Genomic DNA, 20638 nt, shown 5'->3' with positions numbered 1-20638 from the left:
CGGTGCAGAGACCGGTACGGGCACGACGACCGAGGAGCAGGCGTGACGCAGGACGAGGCAGCTGCCGGCACGACCGGCGCGACGGCCGAGACGGCGGAGACCGCCGAGGCCGTCACCGAGCTCGCGAACATCTCGGCCCCGCACCCGCGCGAGGACCACTTCGACGCCCTCACCGACCTGCACCCCGGCCAGAAGGCCGAGGTGCTCGTCGAGGCGCTGCCGTGGCTGCAGCAGCTCAACGGCGCGGTCGTCGTCGTCAAGTACGGCGGCAACGCGATGATCGACGACGAGCTCAAGGCCGCCTTCGCCCAGGACATGGTGTTCCTGCGCCAGGTGGGTATGCGGCCCGTCGTCGTCCACGGGGGCGGCCCGCAGATCTCGGCGATGCTCTCGCGGCTCGGCATCGAGTCGGAGTTCAAGGGCGGCCTCCGGGTCACCACCCCCGAGGCGATGGACGTCGTCCGGATGGTCCTGACCGGGTCCGTCTCGCGCGAGCTCGTCGGCCTCATCAACGCCCACGGGCCCTACGCCGTCGGGCTCTCGGGCGAGGACGGCGCCCTGCTCGCCGCGCGCCGTCGGCACGCGACCGTCGACGGGAAGCTCGTCGACGTCGGCCAGGTCGGCGACATCGTGTCCGTCGACCCGCGCGCGGTCCGCGACCTGCTCGACAACTACCGGATCCCCGTGGTCTCGACCATCGCGCCGGACGTGGACGACCCCACGCAGGTGCTGAACGTCAACGCGGACACCGCGGCGTCGGCGCTCGCGGTCGCGCTCGACGCGCGCAAGCTCATCATCCTCACCGACGTCGAGGGCCTGTACACCGACTGGCCCAACCGGAGCTCGCTCGCCAGCCAGATCGGTGAGACGAAGCTCGCCGAGCTGCTCCCGTCCCTCGAGTCGGGCATGGTCCCCAAGATGGAGGCCTGCCTGCGGGCGGTCCAGGGTGGGGTCAGCGGCGCGCACGTCATCGACGGCCGGGTCGCCCACGCGGTGCTCCAGGAGGTCTTCACGACGCTCGGCATCGGCACGATGGTCGTCAAGGACGGGGATCTCCGGTGAACGCAGGGACGAACGACGAGAACGTCGGCACGCCCGAGGCCGTCGCCGTGCCCGACGCGAACGCGCACCCGGGCCTCGAGGTCCAGGGTTACCTGTCCTCGACCCCCGGCAGCGGGGACTCCGTCGCGCACTGGACCCAGCGGTACTCGGGCGCGGTGATGGACACGTTCGGCCCGCCGCAGCGGGTCCTGGTCCGGGGCGAGGGCGCCTACGTCTGGGACGCCGACGGCACGCGGTACCTCGACCTGCTCGCAGGCATCGCGGTCAACGCGCTGGGTCACGCCCACCCCACCCTCACGGCCGCCGTGAGCGCCCAGCTCGGGACGCTCGGCCACGTGTCCAACTTCTTCGGCACGCCCGCGCAGATCGGCCTGGCCGAGCGGCTGATCGATCTCGCCCAGGCTCCGGAGGGGTCCCGCGTCTTCTTCGCGAACTCCGGCACCGAGGCCAACGAGGCGGCGTTCAAGATGGCGCGCCGCGCGGGCTCCGAGCTCCCCGGGGTCGGCCCCGGTCGCCCCGCGCGGGTGCTCGCGCTGACCGGCGGGTTCCACGGACGCACGATGGGCGCGCTCGCGCTGACCTCGAAGGCCGCGTACCGCGAGCCGTTCGAGCCGCTGCCCGGCGGCGTCGAGTTCGTCGAGGCCGGGGACGTCGACGCGCTCGAGGCCGCGTTCGCCGCGTCCGACGAGCGCGGCCCGGTCGCCGCGATGGTCGTCGAGCCCATCCAGGGCGAGGCCGGGGTGCGTGAGCTCCCCGCCGGCTACCTGGTGCGGGCCCGCGAGCTCACGGCAGAGCACGGCGCGCTGCTGATCCTCGACGAGGTCCAGACCGGCGCGGGCCGGACGGGCTCGTGGTTCGCCTACCAGCAGGCCGAGGTCGGTGGCGGGATCGTGCCGGACGCCGTCACCCTCGCCAAGGGGCTCGGCGGCGGGTTCCCGATCGGCGCCGTCGTGGCGTACGGGGAGCGGGCGGCGCAGCTGCTCGGTCGCGGTCAGCACGGCACGACGTTCGGTGGGAACCCCGTCGCGGCGGCGGCGGCCCTGGCGACGCTCGGAGTGATCCAGCGCGACGACGTCCTCGGGAACGTCCGCACCGTGGGCGCGGCGCTGCGCGACGGCATCTCTGGTTGCGGCAACCCGCTCGTGGAGGGTGCGTGGCCGGGGTCTGCTCCTCGCCGTCCAGCTCACGGCGCCGGTGGCGGCGAAGGTCGCGGCGCACGCGCTCGACGCCGGGTTCATCGTCAACCCGGTCGCTCCCGACGCGATCCGGCTCGCCCCGCCGCTGATCCTGACGGCGGACCAGGCGCGCGACGTCGTCCGGCTCTTCACCGACCTGCCCACGTTCGAACCCGAGGAGTCCGCATGACCCGGCACTTCCTGCGCGACGACGACCTGACGCCCGCCGAGCAGCGCGACGTCCTCGAGCTCGGGCTCGCGTTCCGCCAGGACCGCTACGTCCGGACCCCGCTGCGGGGCCCGCAGTCCGTCGCGGTGATCTTCGACAAGCCGTCCACCCGCACCCGCGTCTCGTTCGCCACGGGGGTCTCCGAGCTCGGCGGCTACCCGCTCGTCATCGACGCCGCGTCGAGCCAGCTCGGTCGCGGCGAGCCGATCGCCGACACCGCCCGGGTGCTCGACCGCCAGACCTCCGCGATCGTCTGGCGCACCTTCGCCCAGGCGAACGTCGAGGAGATGGCGCGCTGGTCGGCGGTCCCCGTGGTCAACGCGCTCACCGACGAGTTCCACCCGTGCCAGATCCTCGCGGACCTGCTGACCGTCGCCCAGCACCACGGCGGCGTCGACGCGCTCGCCGGGCTGACGCTCGCGTACGTGGGCGACGGCGCGAACAACATGTCGCACTCCTACCTGCTGGGCGGCGTGACGGCCGGGATGCACGTGCGCGTCGGGACCCCGGCCGCGTACCAGCCGGACCCGGCGGTCGTCGTCGACGCCGAGGCCGTCGCCCGGGCCACCGGGGGATCGGTCGTGGTGACCGCGGACGCCCGCGAGGCCGTGGCCGGCGCCGACGTCGTCGTCACCGACACCTGGGTCTCCATGGGGGACGAGGCGACCGCCGCCGAGCGCGAGACCGTGTTCCTGCCCTACCAGCTGAACGCCGACCTGCTCGCGGCCGCCGCGCCGTCCGCCATCGTGCTGCACTGTCTGCCCGCCTACCGCGGCAAGGAGATCACGGCCGACGTCATCGACGGCCCGCAGAGCGCGGTCTGGGACGAGGCCGAGAACCGGCTCCACGCCCAGAAGGCGCTGCTGACCTGGCTGCTGGAGAACGCATGACCAGCGTCCCCACGACCCGCGCCGCGCGGCACGCGCGCATCACCGAGCTGCTGCGCCACGACGCGATCCACTCGCAGGCCGAGCTCGCCCGGGCGCTCGCGGCCGACGGCGTCAGCGTCACCCAGGCCACGCTGTCGCGCGACCTCGTGGAGCTGCGGGCCGAGAAGATCCGTCTCGCGTCCGGCGCGCTCGCCTACGCGGTTCCGGGGGAGGGCGGCGACCGCTCCGTCCAGCCGGGTACCGACGCCGAGTACGTCGCGGCGCGGCTCTCCCGGCTGTGCGCCGAGCTGCTCGTGTCCGCCGAGGCCTCCGGCAACCTCGTCGTGCTCCGCACGCCCCCGGGTGCCGCCCAGTACCTCGCGTCGGCGATCGACCACTCGGTCTTCACCGGTGTCATGGGCACGATCGCCGGCGACGACACCGTGCTCGTCATCGGCCGCGACACCGACGGCGGGGAGGACGTCGCCGCGAGGTTCCTGGCGATGGCCGCACCCCAGCCGCACCGAACCGAGGCGCAGACCTGAGCCGGCCTCTCGGCCACCGGATCTGCGCCGCCTCCAGACCTGCACCACGCACCTGAACCCCAGACCTGCACCACGAACACGAAAGAAGAGGGACATGACTGATCGCGTCGTTCTCGCCTACTCGGGAGGTCTCGACACCTCCGTCGCCATCGGATGGATCGGCGAGGCCACCGGCGCCGAGGTCGTCGCCGTCGCCGTCGACGTCGGCCAGGGCGGTGAGGACCTCGAGGTCATCCGTCAGCGCGCCCTCGACTGCGGTGCCGTCGAGGCGTACGTCGCCGACGCCCGCGACGAGTTCGCCGCCGAGTACTGCATGCCGGCGCTCGCGGCCAACGGTCTCTACCAGGACGCCTACCCGCTCGTCTCCGGCATCTCGCGCCCGGTGATCGTCAAGCACCTCGTGCGCGCCGCCCGCCAGTTCGGCGCGACGACCGTCGCCCACGGCTGCACCGGCAAGGGCAACGACCAGGTCCGCTTCGAGGTGTCGATCACCTCGCTCGCGCCGGACCTCAAGTGCCTCGCCCCGGTGCGGGACCTCGCCCTGACCCGGGAGAAGGCGATCGCCTACGCGGAGAAGCACAACCTGCCGATCGAGACCACCAAGCACAACCCGTTCTCCATCGACCAGAACGTCTGGGGCCGCGCCATCGAGACGGGCTTCCTCGAGGACATCTGGAACGCGCCCACCAAGGACGTCTACAACTACACCGACGACCCGACGTTCCCGCCGGTCGCCGACGAGGTCGTCATCACGTTCGACAAGGGCGTGCCCGTCGCGCTCGACGGCGAGAAGGTCAGCCCGCTCCAGGCGATCCAGGAGATGAACCGCCGGGCGGGCGCCCAGGGCGTCGGCCGCATCGACATCGTCGAGGATCGCCTCGTGGGCATCAAGTCCCGCGAGGTCTACGAGGCGCCCGGCGCGATGGCGCTGATCGCCGCGCACCGCGAGCTGGAGAACGTCACCCTCGAGCGCGAGCAGGCCCGCTTCAAGCGCGGCGTCGAGCAGCGCTGGAGCGAGCTGGTCTACGACGGCCAGTGGTTCAGCCCGCTGAAGAAGAACCTCGACACCTTCATCGCGGACACCCAGCAGTACGTCTCCGGCGACATCCGGATCGTCCTGCACGGCGGCCGCGCCACCGTCACCGGACGCCGCTCGGAGCAGAGCCTCTACGACTTCAACCTCGCCACCTACGACGAGGGCGACTCGTTCGACCAGGCCAGCGCCGTCGGCTTCATCGACATCTACGGCCTGACCTCCAAGCTCGCCGCCGCCCGTGACGTCAAGTTCGGCAACGGCGTCGACCTCGGGACCGGAGAGCTCTGAACCATGACCGACGAGAACACCCCTGAGGTCACCGACCTCGTGAGCATGCCGGACGACGAGGGCGACACCGAGGAGTCGAGCCGGCAGTCCGGCACAGGCGAGCGCGTGAGCCTGTGGGGCGGCCGGTTCGCCGGTGGCCCGGCGGACGCACTCGCCGCACTGAGCAAGTCGACGCACTTCGACTGGCGCCTCGCAGGTCAGGACATCGCCGGGTCGAAGGCCCACGCGAAGGTCCTGCACGCAGCGGGCCTGCTCGACGACGACGAGCTCGAGGGCATGCACGCCGCCCTCGACCGGCTGCGCGACGACGTGGCCTCCGGGGTGTTCGTCGCGGCGGACGACGACGAGGACGTGCACACCGCGCTCGAGCGCGGCCTCATCGAGCGCGCCGGGGTCGAGCTCGGCGGCAAGCTGCGCGCGGGCCGCTCCCGCAACGACCAGATCGCGACCCTCACCCGCATGTACCTGCGCGACGAGGCCCGCACGATCGGCGGCCTCGTCCTCGACGTCGTCGACGCCCTCATCGACCAGGCCGAGGCCGCGGGCGACGCCCCGATGCCGGGCCGCACCCACCTGCAGCACGCCCAGCCCGTGCTGCTCGCGCACCACCTGCTCGCCCACGCGTGGCCGCTGCTGCGCGACGTCGACCGCTTCATCGACTGGGACGTGCGCGCCGCCCGGTCGCCGTACGGCTCGGGGGCGCTCGCGGGCTCGTCGCTGGGCCTCGACCCGGCGGCGGTCGCCGCGGACCTCGGGTTCGACGGCCCGGTCGAGAACTCGATCGACGGCACCGCCTCGCGCGACGTCGTCGCCGAGTTCGCCTTCGTGGCCGCGATGCTGGCCGTGGACCTGTCGCGGTTCGCGGAGGAGGTCATCGTCTGGGCGACCAAGGAGTTCGGGTTCGTGCGCCTGCACGACTCGTACTCGACGGGGTCGAGCATCATGCCGCAGAAGAAGAACCCCGACGTCGCCGAGCTCGCGCGCGGCAAGGCGGGGCGCGTGATCGGTGACCTCACGGGGCTGCTCGCCACGCTCAAGGGTCTCCCGCTGGCGTACAACCGCGACCTGCAGGAGGACAAGGAGCCGGTCTTCGACCAGGTCGACACCCTCGAGGTCCTGCTCCCGGCGTTCTCCGGGATGGTCGCGACCCTCGGGTTCGACACGGAGCGGATGGCGTCGCTAGCCCCCAGGGCTTCTCGCTCGCGACCGACGTCGCCGAGTGGCTCGTACGTGAGGGCGTCCCGTTCCGGGTCGCCCACGAGGTCGCGGGCGAGTGCGTCCAGGCCTGCGAGGCCCGTGGCATCGAGCTGTGGGACCTGTCGGACGACGACCTGGCCGCGATCTCCGAGCACCTCACCCCGGGCGTCCGGGACGTGCTCAGCGTCGAGGGCTCGCTGGCGTCGCGCGACGGCGTCGGAGGCACCGCCCCGGTGCGTGTCGCCGAGCAGCTCGGCGAGGCGAAGGTCCGGTCGGCCGAGTTCCGGTTCTGGGTCCAGGGCTGACGGCGCCGGTGGCACGTCACCGAGCGACGTCTCCCGCGCGCCCGGTCGCGTGTCGCGTCGGGGTCGCGGTAGCCCGGACCACCGTCCCGGACGTCGCCCGATGACCGTCGGGCCCGACGTGCTGGCGCGTCTCGTGACCGCGGTGCAGGACGGCGTCCCGCACCTCCCGGGGGCGGGACGCCGTCCGACACGTCGACGAGCACGGCGACGGGCCGGCTGGTGTGCGTCGACGGCCCGGCCGGCTCCGGGAAGACGACACTTGCGGCGCAGCTCGAGGGCGAGCTGGGCCGGCACGGGTCGACCGTCGTCGTCCACATGGACGACCTCTACGAGGGCTGGGAGGCCGGGCCCTCCGGCGGTGCGGCACGTCTGGCCGAGTGGGTCCTCGGCCCGCTCTCGGCGGGCCGGGACGGCCGGTACCGCCGCTACGACTGGGTCGAGCGCGCGTACGCCGAGGAGCACGTCGTGCAGGTCGCCACGGACTACGTGGTCGTGGAGGGCTGCGGCGCCGGAGCCCGCGCCGTCGACGGGCTCGCGACGCTGCTCGTCTGGGTCGAGGCCCCGGACGACGAGCGCCTGCGCCGCGGCCTCGCGCGCGACGGGCAGAGCGAGCGGGAGCACTGGCTCCGGTGGATGGTCGACGAGGCCGCGTTCTACACCGAGCACGACGTCGTCGGGCGGGCGGACGTCCGGCTGGACGGCTGGGGGCGCCCCGTCGGCCAGCACGGACAGCCCTGACGGTGCTGACCGTGCTGGTCGTGCTGGTCATGCTGGTCATGCTGGCTGTGCTGGCTGTGCTGGCTGTGCTGGTGGTGCAAGGCGTGCTGCGCGTGCGGCGAGGCGCGCCCCGGGCGCGAACACCGACCGCGCCGTAAGGTGGCGCCACCGGGCAGCGCGGCCCGACCATGGCGAGCCGTCCGCACCGGCGACGGTTCGTCGTCGACGCGACCCAGAGGAGCCCTCGATGTCCGACACCGCGACGTCCGTCGTCCCCTCCCGGCGCTGGTACGCGCGCGACGTGGTCGACGTCGCCCGTGACCTCCTGGGCGCCTACCTGACGCACCGGGACGACTCGGGCGACGTCACGCTGCGCATCACCGAGGTCGAGGCGTACGGGGGCAGCGACGACCCGGGCTCGCACGCGGCGTCCGGCAGGACCGACCGCAACCGCGCGATGTTCGGCGAACCCGGGCACCTCTACGTCTACCGCCACCTCGGGCTCCATCACTGCGTCAACGTCGTCACGGCCGAGCGGGGCAGCCCGGCGGCCGTGCTCCTGCGCGCGGGCGAGGTCGTCGCGGGCCAGGAGGTCGCGACCGAGCGGCGGCTCCGGGCGGGGGCCCTCGACTCGCAGCGCCAGCTGGCGCGCGGGCCCGGGCGGCTCACCGTGGCGCTCGGGATCGATCGGTTCGACGACGGCAAGGACGTGAGCGACCCCGAGGGGAGTTCGTCGTCCGCCGCGACCCCGCGGCGTTCCGGCGACCCACGTCGCACGGCGCCCGGGTCGGGGTCAGCGGCGCCGGAGGCGACGGGGACCGCTTCCCGTGGCGGTTCTGGATCACGGACGACCGCACGGTCTCGCCGTACCGGCCGGCCTACCGACGACGCTGAGCGCGTGGGCGACCAGCCTCGTCAGGGCACGGCACAATGGGTCCGGCGCCCTCGACCGACGGCGCGACGACGTGTCCCGGACGTGGGACGCAGGACGAAGGAGCCGTGGTGACCGACATCCTCGACGAGCTGCACTGGCGTGGACTGGTGGCGCAGTCCACCGACGAGACCGCGCTGCGAGAGGCGCTGGCCGAGGGACCCGTCACCTACTACTGCGGGTTCGACCCGACCGCGCCGAGCCTGCACCACGGACACCTCGTGCAGCTCCTCCTGCTGCGGCACCTGCAGCTCGCCGGCCACAGCGCGATCGCGCTCGTCGGTGGGGCGACAGGGATGATCGGCGACCCGCGCGACTCGGGGAGCGGGTGCTCAACACCAAGGACGTGGTCGCGGAATGGACCGAGCGTCTGCGAGGTCAGGTCTCGCGCTTCCTGGACTTCGAGGGCGACAACCCCGCGCAGGTCGTGAACAACCTCGACTGGACGGGTGACCTGACGACCATCGACTTCCTCCGCGAGATGGGCAAGCACTACCGCCTGGGCACGATGCTCGCCAAGGACACCGTGGCCCGACGGCTCAACAGCGAGCAGGGCATCAGCTTCACGGAGTTCAGCTACCAGATCCTCCAGGGGATCGACTTCCGGGAGCTGTACCTGCGCCACGGCTGCACGCTCCAGACCGGGGGCAACGACCAGTGGGGCAACCTCCTGTCGGGGGTTGAGCTCATCCGCAAGACCGAGGGCGCCTCCGTCCACGTCCTGACGACGCCGCTCATCACCAAGGCGGACGGCACGAAGTTCGGGAAGACCGAAGGCGGCGCCGTGTGGCTCGACGCCGACATGATGAGCCCCTACGCCTTCTACCAGTTCTGGGTCAATGCCGACGACGCCGACGTCGTGCGCTTCCTGAAGATCTTCACGTTCCGTACCCGGGACGAGATCGAGGCGCTCGAAGCCGCCGTGCGCGAGCGGCCGGGAGCCCGTGAGGCGCAGCGAGCCCTGGCCGCCGACGTGACGACCCTCGTGCATGGAGCCGCAGCCACCGACGCGGTGATCGCGGCGAGCCAGGCCCTCTTCGGGCGAGGGGACCTCGAGGGCCTGGACGAGGCGACGCTCGCCGCATCCGTCGCCGAGCTTCCGCGGGCGGACGTCGCCGCCGGGACTCCCGTCGTGGACGCCCTCGTGAGCTCCGGGCTGGTCGCCTCCAAGGGAGCCGCGAGGCGCGCCGTCGCGGAGGGCGGCGCGTACGTCAACAACGTCAAGGTCACCGACCCCGAGGGGACGCTCGGTGCGGATCAGCTGCTCCACGGCCGGTTCGCGGTGCTCCGCCGGGGTAAGCGGACGCTGGGCGTCGCCGTGGCGGAGGGCGTTCGCTGACCCTGCATCGCGGACGGCAGCGGCTCATTGGCCAGGTCGCCGGCCGACCGGACGGGGTCGTCGAGATGCCCGCGGGCTCGGCACGGGGGTGCTCGTCGCGGTGTTCGCGCAGGCCACGACGGCGGCCACGAGAACCCGCCGCAGGTCAAGCCGGCGCGGGGTGGCGGTCGTCACCGCGGAGGGGTTTGGAGTCGGTCCGGAGGGCGTGTAATGTTCTCGGAGTCAGCCCGACAGGGAGTGACAGACACCGCAAGCTCTCCGGAGCAGGTGGCTGGTCCCGGGGCTGAACATCCACTAGAGTAGGAAGTCGCTTCGGCGCCTTCTGCCCTCGGGTGGAGACAGGCCGCTTCGCAGCTGGCCGGCATTGCAACGATCACCGATCGATGAGAAGCCGGTTTGGCCGGGAGGCATTCGGTCTGGTAGGTTGGAGAGGTTGCCCCGGGTCTGGTTGGTCACTGGTTGTGGCTGGTTGGGACGGTGCGCGTCGGTTGTTTGAGAACTCAACAGTGTGCTTGATAGTCAATGCCATTTGCTCTGGCTTGTCTGGTGTGTGTCTCGTTGTGGGGCGGATGCCGGGTGGTCGGGGTTTTTAATGGTCAAACAGATACAGAAACGTTAGTTTTTGTCTCTTTTGCCAAGGTTTAACTATGGCTGTCGGGTCTGCTCTTTTCCGGGTGGGTCTGGTGGTTGTTTCGTATGATTGTTGACTGCTTGCGCCTCTTTGGGGTGTGGGTGGTTGATGTTGATCATTTACGGAGAGTTTGATCCTGGCTCAGGACGAACGCTGGCGGCGTGCTTAACACATGCAAGTCGAACGGTGAAGCCCAGCTTGCTGGGTGGATCAGTGGCGAACGGGTGAGTAACACGTGAGGAACCTGCCCTTGACTTCGGGATAAGCCTTGGAAACGGGGTCTAATACCGGATATGACTGCGCATCGCATGGTGTGTGGTGGAAAGATTTATCGGTCAAGGATGGTCTCGCGGCCTATCAGCTTGTTGGTGGGGTAATGGCCTACCAAGGCGACGACGGGTAGCCGGCCTGAGAGGGCGACCGGCCACACTGGGACTGAGACACGGCCCAGACTCCTACGGGAGGCAGCAGTGGGGAATATTGCACAATGGGCGCAAGCCTGATGCAGCGACGCCGCGTGGGGGATGAAGGCCTTCGGGTTGTAAACCCCTTTCAGTAGGGAAGAAGCGAAAGTGACGGTACCTGCAGAAGAAGCGCCGGCTAACTACGTGCCAGCAGCCGCGGTAATACGTAGGGCGCAAGCGTTGTCCGGAATTATTGGGCGTAAAGAGCTCGTAGGCGGTTTGTCGCGTCTGGTGTGAAAACTCAAGGCTCAACCTTGAGCGTGCATCGGGTACGGGCAGACTAGAGTGCGGTAGGGGTGACTGGAATTCCTGGTGTAGCGGTGGAATGCGCAGATATCAGGAGGAACACCGATGGCGAAGGCAGGTCACTGGGCCGCAACTGACGCTGAGGAGCGAAAGCATGGGGAGCGAACAGGATTAGATACCCTGGTAGTCCATGCCGTAAACGTTGGGCACTAGGTGTGGGGCTCATTCCACGAGTTCCGTGCCGCAGCAAACGCATTAAGTGCCCCGCCTGGGGAGTACGGCCGCAAGGCTAAAACTCAAAGGAATTGACGGGGGCCCGCACAAGCGGCGGAGCATGCGGATTAATTCGATGCAACGCGAAGAACCTTACCAAGGCTTGACATATACGAGAATCTGCTGGAGACAGCAGCCTCTTTGGACACTCGTATACAGGTGGTGCATGGTTGTCGTCAGCTCGTGTCGTGAGATGTTGGGTTAAGTCCCGCAACGAGCGCAACCCTCGTCCTATGTTGCCAGCACGTGATGGTGGGGACTCATAGGAGACTGCCGGGGTCAACTCGGAGGAAGGTGGGGATGACGTCAAATCATCATGCCCCTTATGTCTTGGGCTTCACGCATGCTACAATGGCCGGTACAAAGGGCTGCGATGCCGTAAGGCGGAGCGAATCCCAAAAGCCGGTCTCAGTTCGGATTGGGGTCTGCAACTCGACCCCATGAAGTCGGAGTCGCTAGTAATCGCAGATCAGCAACGCTGCGGTGAATACGTTCCCGGGCCTTGTACACACCGCCCGTCAAGTCACGAAAGTCGGTAACACCCGAAGCCGGTGGCCCAACCCTTGTGGGGGAGCCGTCGAAGGTGGGACTGGCGATTGGGACTAAGTCGTAACAAGGTAGCCGTACCGGAAGGTGCGGCTGGATCACCTCCTTTCTAAGGAGCTTCGTCTGCTCGCCGGTCGTAGTGGCTGGTGGGTTCAGAGGCCATGGCTCACACCGTTCGCGTGTGGGGGTGGTTGCTCATGGGTGGAACATTGACTAGCTGGTCTTGTGTCGTCGGTGGTAGTACACCGAGATACCCGTCCAGGACAGCCTTCGGATGCCTTCGGGCGTGTGAGTGGTGGTCTTGGGTGTGGTGGTCTCGGGGGGAACGCACCGGTGAGGCGGGGGTTGGCGTGAGCACACTGTTGGGTCCCCAGGCCATCGGCGCTGCGGGGCTTGCACTCGGGTTTCTGGTTGGTCGGTCGTGTCGCTCTTCGGGGTGGCGGGTGCCGGGATGGCCGGGGAGCTGGGGTGGGAGTCCTGGGCGCGTGGTTGGGACTGGTACGGGTCACCGTGAACGGCCGGCAGCAGCCGGCTCAGTAGGGTGGGATCGTCCGTTGCTTGAGAACTGCACAGTGGACGCGAGCATCTCATCAAAGATGTGAAGTCTTTGGTATCTGCAATTTTGTGTTTTATGTTTTGTGAAGTTTTTAAGGGCACAGGGTGGATGCCTTGGCACTAGGAGCCGAAGAAGGACGTTGTAGCCTGCGATAAGCCTCGGGGAGTTGGCAAACGAACCGTGATCCGAGGATGTCCGAATGGGGGAACCCCGCCACAGTCATGTGTGGTGACCCGCACCTGAATATATAGGGTGTGTGGAGGGAACGTCGGGAAGTGAAACATCTCAGTACCGACAGGAAGAGATATTCCGTGAGTAGTGGCGAGCGAAAGCGGATCAGGCCAAACCGTGCATGTGTTAAAGCTGTCAGGCGTTGCATGTGCGGGGTAGTGGGACCTTCCGGTCCGGACTGACATCCGGGCAAGGAGTAAGAAAGTCGTGTCATAGTCGAAGGGCATTGAAAGGCCCGGCACAGAGGGTGTGACCCCCGTAGACGAAATGGCGTGGCCTCCTGGAAGGGATCCCAAGTAGCACGGGGCCCGAGAAATCCCGTGTGAATCCGTCAAGACCACTTGATAAGCCTAAATACTACCTAGTGACCGATAGCGGACCAGTACCGTGAGGGAAAGGTGAAAAGTACCCCGGGAGGGGAGTGAAATAGTACCTGAAACCGTGTGCCTACAATCCGTTGGAGCCTCCTTAGCAGGGGTGACAGCGTGCCTTTTGAAGAATGAGCCTGCGAGTTAGTGCTCAGTGGCGAGGTTAACCCGTGTGGGGAAGCCGTAGCGAAAGCGAGTCCGAACAGGGCGTATGAGTCGCTGGGTCTAGACCCGAAGCGAAGTGATCTAGCCATGGGCAGGTTGAAGCGTGGGTAAGACCGCGTGGAGGACCGAACCCACTTGGGTTGAAAACCGAGGGGATGACCTGTGGTTAGGGGTGAAAGGCCAATCAAACTTCGTGATAGCTGGTTCTCCCCGAAATGCATTTAGGTGCAGCGTCACGTGTTTCTTACCGGAGGTAGAGCTACTGGATGGCTAATGGGCCCCAACAGGTTACTGACGTCAGCCAAACTCCGAATGCCGGTAAGTGAGAACGTGGCAGTGAGACTGCGGGGGATAAGCTCCGTAGTCGAGAGGGAAACAGCCCAGACCACCAGCTAAGGCCCCTAAGCGTGTGCTAAGTGGGAAAGGATGTGGAGTTGCACAGACAACCAGGAGGTTGGCTTAGAAGCAGCCACCCTTGAAAGAGTGCGTAATAGCTCACTGGTCAAGTGATTCCGCGCCGACAATGTAGCGGGGCTCAAGTACACCGCCGAAGCTGTGGCATTCGCACAAACGCTAGGCCTTCGTGGTCCAGGCGTGCGGATGGGTAGGGGAGCGTCGTGTGGGCAGTGAAGTCGCGGAGGAATCCAGCGGTGGAGCCTACACGAGTGAGAATGCAGGCATGAGTAGCGAAAGACGGGTGAGAAACCCGTCCGCCGAATGATCAAGGGTTCCAGGGCCAGGCTAATCCGCCCTGGGTAAGTCGGGACCTAAGGCGAGGCCGACAGGCGTAGTCGATGGACAAGGAGTTGATATTCTCCTACCGGCGAAGAACCGCCCATACCGAGCCCGGTGATGCTAACCATCCGAACTGCCGCACCGATCCCTTCGGGGATCACCGTGGCAGGGAGCGTGGGACCCGAACCGGTAGTAGGTAAGCGTATTAACAGGAGTGACGCAGGAAGGCAGCCGCACGTGGCGATGGTAGACCACGTCTAAGGCCGTAGGGAGTCGGGTAGGCAAATCCGCCCGACACATATCCTGAGAGCTGACAGTGACCACGTATGTGGGAACGCGGTGATCCTATGCTGCCAAGAAAAGCTTCGACGCGAGGTTCTAGCCGCCCGTACCCCAAACCGACTCAGGTGATCAGGTAGAGAATACTAAGGCGATCGAGCGAATCACGGTTAAGGAACTCGGCAAAATGCCCCCGTAACTTCGGGAGAAGGGGGCCGAAAGCGTGAACCCACTTGCTGGGGGAGCGTGGACGGCCGCAGAGACCAGGGAGAAGCGACTGTTTACTAAAAACACAGGTCCGTGCTAAGACGCAAGTCGATGTATACGGACTGACGCCTGCCCGGTGCTGGAAGGTTAAGAGGACGGGTCAGCCGCAAGGCGAAGCTCAGAATTTAAGCCCCAGTAAACGGCGGTGGTAACTATAACCATCCTAAGGTAGCGAAATTCCTTGTCGGGTAAGTTCCGACCTGCACGAATGGCGTAACGACTTCTCCGCTGTCTCAACCGTGAACTCGGCGAAATTGCAGTACGAGTAAAGATGCTCGTTACGCGCAGCAGGACGGAAAGACCCCGGGACCTTTACTATAGCTTGATATTGGTGTTCGGTGCGGCTTGTGTAGGATAGGTGGGAGACTGTGAAGCGCACGCGCCAGCGTGTGTGGAGTCAACGTTGAAATACCACTCTGGTCGCTCTGGATTCCTAACCTCGGTCCGTGATCCGGATCAGGGACAGTGTCTGGTGGGTAGTTTAACTGGGGCGGTTGCCTCCAAAAATGTAACGGAGGCGCTCAAAGGTTCCCTCAGCCTGGTTGGCAATCAGGTGTCGAGTGCAAGTGCACAAGGGAGCTTGACTGTGAGACTGACAGGTCGAGCAGGGACGAAAGTCGGAACTAGTGATCCGGCGGTGGCTTGTGGAAGCGCCGTCGCTCAACGGATAAAAGGTACCCCGGGGATAACAGGCTGATCTTGCCCAAGAGTCCATATCGACGGCATGGTTTGGCACCTCGATGTCGGCTCGTCGCATCCTGGGGCTGGAGTAGGTCCCAAGGGTTGGGCTGTTCGCCCATTAAAGCGGTACGCGAGCTGGGTTTAGAACGTCGTGAGACAGTTCGGTCCCTATCCGCTGCGCGCGCAGGAAACTTGAGAAGGGCTGTCCCTAGTACGAGAGGACCGGGACGGACGAACCTCTGGTGTGCCAGTTGTTCCGCCAGGAGCACCGCTGGTTGGCTACGTTCGGAAGGGATAACCGCTGAAAGCATCTAAGCGGGAAGCCTGCTTCAAGATGAGGTTTCCACACCCCTCGCGGGTGGAAGGCACCCAGAAGACTACTGGGTCGATAGGCCGGACGTGGAAGACAGGACTAACGACTGTCGCAGCTGACCGGTACTAATCAGCCGACAACTTCACAACCAACAAACATTGCCATGCACGCGTCCACTGTGCGGTTCCCGAGAAACGGGCACCACCCCCACACACCACACCCCACAAGGTGTTCGTGTGAAAACAGGGGGCAACCCGACAACTCGATAAAGTTACGGCGGTCACAGCGAAGGGGAAACGCCCGGTCCCATTCCGAACCCGGAAGCTAAGCCCTTCAGCGCCGATGGTACTGCCCTGGGAACGGGGTGGGAGAGTAGGACGCCGCCGGACCATCATTCACCGAAGACCCACCCCACCCGGGGTGGGTCTTCGGCATTTCTACCCGCCCTCGAGAACCGGGGCGTACGAGCTGCTCGGTCGGCAGGACTACGACCGCACCCCCGGCCGACGGGACGGACACCCGCAAGCCATGCCGGCCTCGATGCGCAGCGCATGGTGCAACCGACATGTATCGGTGGTGCTCCGTCTCGGCAGTACTGCGTCGGCGAGCGCGTGGACGGTGGGTGCTCGGCGGGTCGGACGTGGGATCATGTGGGTCGACAACTGACGAGAGGAACTTCCGTGGACGAGAGTTCGCGTCCTGAGGGCGACGGCGGTCGCGAGCAGGACCCAGCAGACGGCACGAAGAGGTCGCGGACCGAGCCTCGCGGCGACGGTGCGCGTTCCGGTGCGTCGGGACGTGAGCGCTACGGTGCACGGCGGGCCGCGGGTGGCAGTGCATCGGGCGCCGCCGGGTCGCGGCAGGAGACACGTCCTGACAACGCGCGTTCGGCCGGCGGTTCGGATCGTCGTGGGCAGCAGCCTCGTCGTCAGAGCGACGGCGCGCGGACGGCGCGCCCGGAGCGTTCGGAGCGTTCGGGTGCACGGCAGGGGGACCGCAGCGTCCGTCCGAGCGCCGTTCGGGCGGCCCCGCCGATCAGCGCCGGGGACGTCCTGCGCGGGGGTCGGGCGGCGACCGGGCAGACCGTCGTCCTCGTTCCGAGGGCGACGCGCACCGGTCCGAACGGCACGATGAGCCTCGACTGCCCGAGGACGTGACGTGGCTGGACCTCGATCGCGCTGCGCGCGCGCGGCTCCGTACGTTGAGCAAGGCGAACGCGGAGCAGGTCGGCGCGCACCTCGTGATGGCGGGCCGGCTCCTGGACGAGGACCCCGAGCAGGCGTACCAGCACGCGCAGGCTGCGGTGCGGCGAGCAGGCAGGGTCGACGTCGTGCGCGAGGCAGCCGGGATCGCCGCCTACCAGTCGGGCAGGTACGGGGAGGCGCTGCGCGAGCTGCGCACGGTCCGGCGTCTGAACGGGTCGTCCGAGCACCTGCCGATCATGGCGGACTGTGAGCGCGGGCTCGGCAGGCCTGAGCGGGCGCTGGCCCTCGCGGCGTCGGACGAGGCTGCGACGCTCGACGACGACGGTCGTGTCGAGCTGGCGATCGTGGTCAGCGGCGCACGGACGGACCTGGGCGACCACGAGGCCGCCCTCGCGGTGCTCGACGGTGTCCGTGGTTCCGCCGGCGAGCTCGGTGCGCGCGTCTCGACCGCTCGCGCGGACGTGCTGGTGGCGCTCGGTCGCGACGACGAGGCAGCGGCTGTCCTCGCGGCGATCGACCCCCGGTTCGGTGGCGGGGACGTCGAGGACTCGGTGGTGTTCGACCTGGAGGACGATCAGGACGCCGTCGACGGTTCGGACGACGCCTCGGGCGCGGGCCCGGAGGATCGCCGATGACCGGGGGCTCCTGGGCAGCGCCGTCGCCCTGGCGGAGCGCTACTCGGTGTCGCTCGTCGACCTGGACGGCGTCGCCTACAAGGGCCACGAGCCGGTCGACCACGCCGCGTCGTCGCTGGCAGCGGCACGCGAGGCCGGGATGCGGCTCGTGTTCGTCACCAACAACGCCTCTCGTGAGCCGGAGCAGGTCGCGGCACAGCTCACCGATCTCGACATCCCGACCGAGCCCGGCGACGTGATGACCGCCGCGCAGGCTGCCGCCGCGCTCCTGGCGACGAGGCTCGCTCCCGGTGCGACGGTGCTCGTGATCGGTGGCGCCGGGCTCCGGACAGCGGTCCGTGCGCAGGGCTTCGAGATCGTGGGTTCCGCCGACGACCGTCCGGACGCCGTCGTGCAGGGCTTCTCTCCTGAGCTGGGCTGGTCGGACCTCGCCGAGGCGGCGTACGCCGTCCAGGGCGGCGCGTGGCACGTCGCGAGCAACCGGGACATGTCGCTCCCTCAGGCGCGCGGCATGGCCCCCGGCAACGGGACGCTCGTCGCGGCCGTGGTCTCGGCCACGGGCGTCGAGCCCGAGAGCGCGGGCAAGCCGGAGCCGACGATGTACCGGTTGGCCTGCGAGCGGGCCGGTGTCGAGGAGGCGCTCGTGATCGGTGACCGGCTCGACACGGATCTCGCCGGAGCCCGGGCGGGCGGCTATCCCGGTCTCCACGTCCTGACCGGTGTCAGCTCGGCGCGCGACGCGATCCTCGCGGAACCGGGACTGCGACCGCACTTCGTCGGCAAGGACCTGCGGGCGCTCAACGAGCCGCACCCCGAACCGGAGCCCGCCGGCGACGGCTGGTGGCGGTGTCGGGACGGTGCGGCGCGGGTCGTCGACGGGCGGCTCGAGCTCGCGGCGACCTCGGGTGCGGCGCCGGCCGGGGGCGGCTCCTCGACTCGGGAGGCGACGATCGACACCGTCCGCGCCGCGTGCGGTGCCGCGTGGTCCGCGGTCGACGACGGCGTGGAGCTCGACGAGAGCAGCGTCCCGGAGATCGTGGTGACCGACTGAACGCAGGCGTCCGCGCACGACGCAGCGAGATCGGAGGAGAGCATGGACGACGCACCAGACCGGCAGGCCCCGCGGCCAGGACCCCCGACGCCCGGCGACGTGGGCCGGGGCGCCCGAGACGTCCGTAGCGCCCAGGAGGCCGTCGACGAGCTGCTCGAGGACGTCGAGGATCGCCCCGCCGCCGAGCAGGCCGAGGCCTACGAGTCCGTGCAGGAGGAGCTGTCCCGTCGGCTGACGGACGACGGGCGGTGAGCGGAGCACGTCTCGACGCAGAGCTCGTGCGCCGCGGGCTCGCGCGCTCCAGAGACGCAGCCAAGGCGTCGGTCGCCGCCGGCCGTGTGACGGTCGAGGGGCGCGTCGCGGGGAAGCCGTCGCAGCCCGTCCGCGCCGACCAGCACATCGTCGTCGATCTCGACCCCGAGGATCCCGGGTACGCGTCCAGGGCCGCCCACAAGCTGGTCGGCGCGCTCGACGCTCTGGAGCGTGACGGTCGGCTCGACGGGGTCGACGGCGCGACGTGCTTGGACCTCGGTGCGTCGACCGGCGGTTTCACGGATGTCCTGCTCCGGCGGGGGCCGCGCACGTCGTGGCCGTCGACGTCGGGCACGAACAGCTCAGGCCGGAGCTCCGGGACGACGTGCGGGTGACCGTGCGCGAAGGGCTCAACGTCCGCGACCTCGTCGCACGGGACGTGCGCTCGCCGGGCGGCTCCGGTCCGGGCCTGGTCGTCGGGGACCTCTCGTTCATCTCCTTGCAGCTCGTGCTGCCCGTGCTTGCGCGCGCGCTGGACGGCGACGTCGCGGTGCTCCTGCTCGTCAAGCCCCAGTTCGAGGTCGGCCGCGAACGACTGGGGAGCGGTGGGGTGGTCCGCGACCGTGGACTGCGCGCGCGTGCCGTCGCCGACGTCCTGGAGTGCGCCGAGGAGCACAGGCTGGTCGTTCGGGCCGTGGTGCCGAGCGCGCTCCCGGGTCCGAGCGGGAACCGCGAGTACTTCGTGCTCCTGGCCACGGGCGGGGCGAACGGGGGGACCGCGAGGCAGGCGGACGGGCTGACGCGGTCGGCGCGGTTCGCCGCGAAGGCCCGCGAGGCGGTCTCGTGGGACCCACCTGACACACTCGCAGCAGCGTCACCAACGATGCCGCCTGTGATTTGCTTGAGCGACGACGAACCGGAGGACAAGTGACACGACGAGTGCTGATCGTCACGCACGGTGGACGCCCTGAGGCGCTCGCGGTGCTCGACGAGTCCGTGCGCGAGCTCGAGGCTGCGGGCTTCGCCGTGTCCTTGCACGACGACGACCTGGCCGAGCAGTTCGGAGAAGCCGGGAACGGCATCGAGCGTGTCCGCGACCGGGAGCGCGTCGACGAGTCGGAGGTCGTCCTCGTCATCGGCGGGGACGGCACGATCCTGCGCGCGGCCGAGCTCACGCACGGGACGCGGATCCCGCTGCTGGGCGTCAACCTCGGCCACGTCGGCTTCCTCGCGGAGAGCGAGCGCGAGGACCTGCGGCAGACCGTCCGCCGCCTCGCCGACGGCGACTACACGGTCGAGGAGCGCCGGACGCTCGACGTGGTCGTCCACCTGCCGGGGAGCCCGAACCGGTGCGAGGGTGGGCGTTGAACGAGGCGACCGTCGAGAAGGCGTCGCGCGAACGCATGATCGAGGTCGCCGTCGAGGTCGACGGTCGGCCACTGAGCTCGTTCGGGTGCGACGGCGTCGTGATGTCGACCGCGACCGGGTCGACCGCGCACGCGTTCTCCGCCGGCGGTCCCGTGGTCTGGCCCGACGTCGACGCGATGCTGCTCGTGCCCGTTTCCGCGCACGCGCTCTTCGCGCGCCCGCTCGTCGTGGGCCCGCACAGCGTCCTCGCGCTCGAGGTGGTGACCGCGTCGTCGTCCCCGGGCGTCCTCATGTGCGACGGGCGCCGCCAGATCGACCTGCCCCCGGGATCCCGCGTCGAGGTGCGGCGCTGCGCGACGCCGATCCTCCTCGCTCGCATCGGCCAGGGAGTCTTCACCGACCGGCTTGTGTCCAAGTTCAACCTGCCGGTCGAGGGGTGGCGGGGCCGAGCACGTCGCAACGCCGCCGCGACGTCGGGCGCCGAGCGCGACCCGGCGGTCTCTGCGCCGGAGCCGGCCGCGGCTCCGCGCAGCTTCTCGGAGGGGACGTCGTGATCGAGGAGATCGGGATCGAGAACCTCGGGGTGATCCGGCGTGCGACCGTCGCGCTGCATCCCGGGCTGACCGTGATCACCGGCGAGACCGGTGCCGGCAAGACCATGCTGCTGACCGGGCTCGGG

Annotated in this window: 10 protein-coding genes, 3 rRNA genes and 6 pseudogenes; all 19 read left to right on the top strand. The window is 68.6% G+C overall.

All coding sequences use genetic code 11. The features are described 5' to 3' along the window. The first annotated feature begins 129 nt into the window (after positions 1 to 129). Positions 130 to 1062 (top strand): acetylglutamate kinase, encoded by a 933-nt coding sequence (gene argB / locus QUE47_RS14945; protein WP_286219536.1) that lies wholly within the window; start codon positions 130 to 132, stop codon positions 1060 to 1062. A gap of 92 nt (positions 1063 to 1154) precedes the next feature. Next, positions 1155 to 2427, top strand: a pseudogene (locus QUE47_RS14940) (acetylornithine transaminase). Beyond that, on the top strand, positions 2424 to 3356 hold the full coding sequence (gene argF / locus QUE47_RS14935; RefSeq protein ID WP_286217928.1) for an ornithine carbamoyltransferase: 933 nt from the start codon (positions 2424 to 2426) through the stop codon (positions 3354 to 3356). The pseudogene QUE47_RS14940 and the gene argF overlap by 4 nt, the downstream one beginning before the upstream one ends. Further along, positions 3353 to 3880 carry an arginine repressor gene (locus QUE47_RS14930; RefSeq protein ID WP_286217927.1) on the top strand — a complete coding sequence of 176 codons (528 nt, stop codon included), beginning with the start codon at positions 3353 to 3355 and terminating at the stop codon, positions 3878 to 3880. Before argF ends, QUE47_RS14930 begins: the two co-directional genes overlap by 4 nt. 94 nt (positions 3881 to 3974) lie before the next feature. Then, positions 3975 to 5204 carry an argininosuccinate synthase gene (locus QUE47_RS14925; RefSeq protein WP_286217926.1) on the top strand — a complete coding sequence of 410 codons (1230 nt, stop codon included), beginning with the start codon at positions 3975 to 3977 and terminating at the stop codon, positions 5202 to 5204. A 45-nt stretch (positions 5205 to 5249) separates the two neighbouring features. After that, positions 5250 to 6706: pseudogene (argH, locus tag QUE47_RS14920) on the top strand (argininosuccinate lyase). Positions 6707 to 6925: 219 nt separating this feature from the next. Then, the gene (locus QUE47_RS14915) at positions 6926 to 7444 is read left to right on the top strand and encodes a uridine kinase family protein (RefSeq protein ID WP_286217925.1); all 519 of its coding nucleotides are present in this window, start codon (positions 6926 to 6928) and stop codon (positions 7442 to 7444) included. Between the two features lie 2 nt (positions 7445 to 7446). After that, entirely contained in the window at positions 7447 to 7581 is a 135-nt protein-coding gene (locus QUE47_RS14910) for a hypothetical protein (RefSeq protein ID WP_286217924.1), read from the top strand. Between the two features lie 89 nt (positions 7582 to 7670). Then, positions 7671 to 8429 (top strand): DNA-3-methyladenine glycosylase, encoded by a 759-nt coding sequence (locus QUE47_RS14905; RefSeq protein ID WP_350227591.1) that lies wholly within the window; start codon positions 7671 to 7673, stop codon positions 8427 to 8429. Continuing rightward, positions 8426 to 9693 (top strand): annotated as a pseudogene (gene tyrS / locus QUE47_RS14900) (tyrosine--tRNA ligase). The gene QUE47_RS14905 and the pseudogene tyrS overlap by 4 nt, the downstream one beginning before the upstream one ends. Before the next feature lie 749 nt (positions 9694 to 10442). Further along, a 16S ribosomal RNA gene (locus QUE47_RS14895) occupies positions 10443 to 11962 on the top strand. Positions 11963 to 12490: 528 nt separating this feature from the next. Continuing rightward, positions 12491 to 15597, top strand: a 23S ribosomal RNA gene (locus tag QUE47_RS14890). A gap of 123 nt (positions 15598 to 15720) precedes the next feature. Beyond that, positions 15721 to 15837, top strand: a 5S ribosomal RNA gene (gene rrf / locus QUE47_RS14885). The 16S, 23S and 5S rRNA genes sit together here, the layout of an rRNA operon. 812 nt (positions 15838 to 16649) lie before the next feature. Further along, on the top strand, positions 16650 to 17288 hold the full coding sequence (locus QUE47_RS14880) for a tetratricopeptide repeat protein (RefSeq protein WP_286217923.1): 639 nt from the start codon (positions 16650 to 16652) through the stop codon (positions 17286 to 17288). 46 nt (positions 17289 to 17334) lie between these two features. Next, complete coding sequence (locus QUE47_RS14875; RefSeq protein WP_286217922.1) at positions 17335 to 18339, top strand: HAD-IIA family hydrolase; 1005 nt, start codon at positions 17335 to 17337, stop codon at positions 18337 to 18339. A gap of 42 nt (positions 18340 to 18381) precedes the next feature. Beyond that, positions 18382 to 18591: a hypothetical protein gene (locus tag QUE47_RS14870; protein WP_286217921.1), complete on the top strand. Its 210-nt coding sequence runs from the start codon at positions 18382 to 18384 to the stop codon at positions 18589 to 18591. After that, a pseudogene (locus QUE47_RS14865) lies at positions 18588 to 19522 on the top strand (TlyA family RNA methyltransferase). Before QUE47_RS14870 ends, QUE47_RS14865 begins: the two are co-directional and overlap by 4 nt. Then, positions 19519 to 20513, top strand: a pseudogene (locus QUE47_RS14860) (NAD kinase). Before QUE47_RS14865 ends, QUE47_RS14860 begins: the two co-directional pseudogenes overlap by 4 nt. Continuing rightward, a pseudogene (locus QUE47_RS16995) lies at positions 20510 to 20605 on the top strand (hypothetical protein); the annotation flags it as partial. The pseudogenes QUE47_RS14860 and QUE47_RS16995, both read left to right, overlap by 4 nt. Between the last annotated feature and the right edge of the window lie 33 nt (positions 20606 to 20638).

The sequence above is a fragment of the Paraoerskovia sediminicola genome, from assembly GCF_030296575.1.
GTDB classification, from domain to species: domain Bacteria; phylum Actinomycetota; class Actinomycetes; order Actinomycetales; family Cellulomonadaceae; genus Paraoerskovia; species Paraoerskovia sediminicola.
This window is presented reverse-complemented; position numbering and strand designations above follow the sequence as displayed.

Excerpts from the sequence above, each read along its gene's own strand:
- QUE47_RS14870 (WP_286217921.1), top strand. The coding sequence starts at position 18,382 with ATGGACGACGCACCAGACCGGCAGGCCCCGCGGCCAGGACCCCCGACG.
- argF (WP_286217928.1), top strand. The coding sequence starts at position 2,424 with ATGACCCGGCACTTCCTGCGCGACGACGACCTGACGCCCGCCGAGCAG.
- QUE47_RS14925 (WP_286217926.1), top strand. The coding sequence starts at position 3,975 with ATGACTGATCGCGTCGTTCTCGCCTACTCGGGAGGTCTCGACACCTCC.
- QUE47_RS14930 (WP_286217927.1), top strand. The coding sequence starts at position 3,353 with ATGACCAGCGTCCCCACGACCCGCGCCGCGCGGCACGCGCGCATCACC.
- QUE47_RS14905 (WP_350227591.1), top strand. The coding sequence starts at position 7,671 with ATGTCCGACACCGCGACGTCCGTCGTCCCCTCCCGGCGCTGGTACGCG.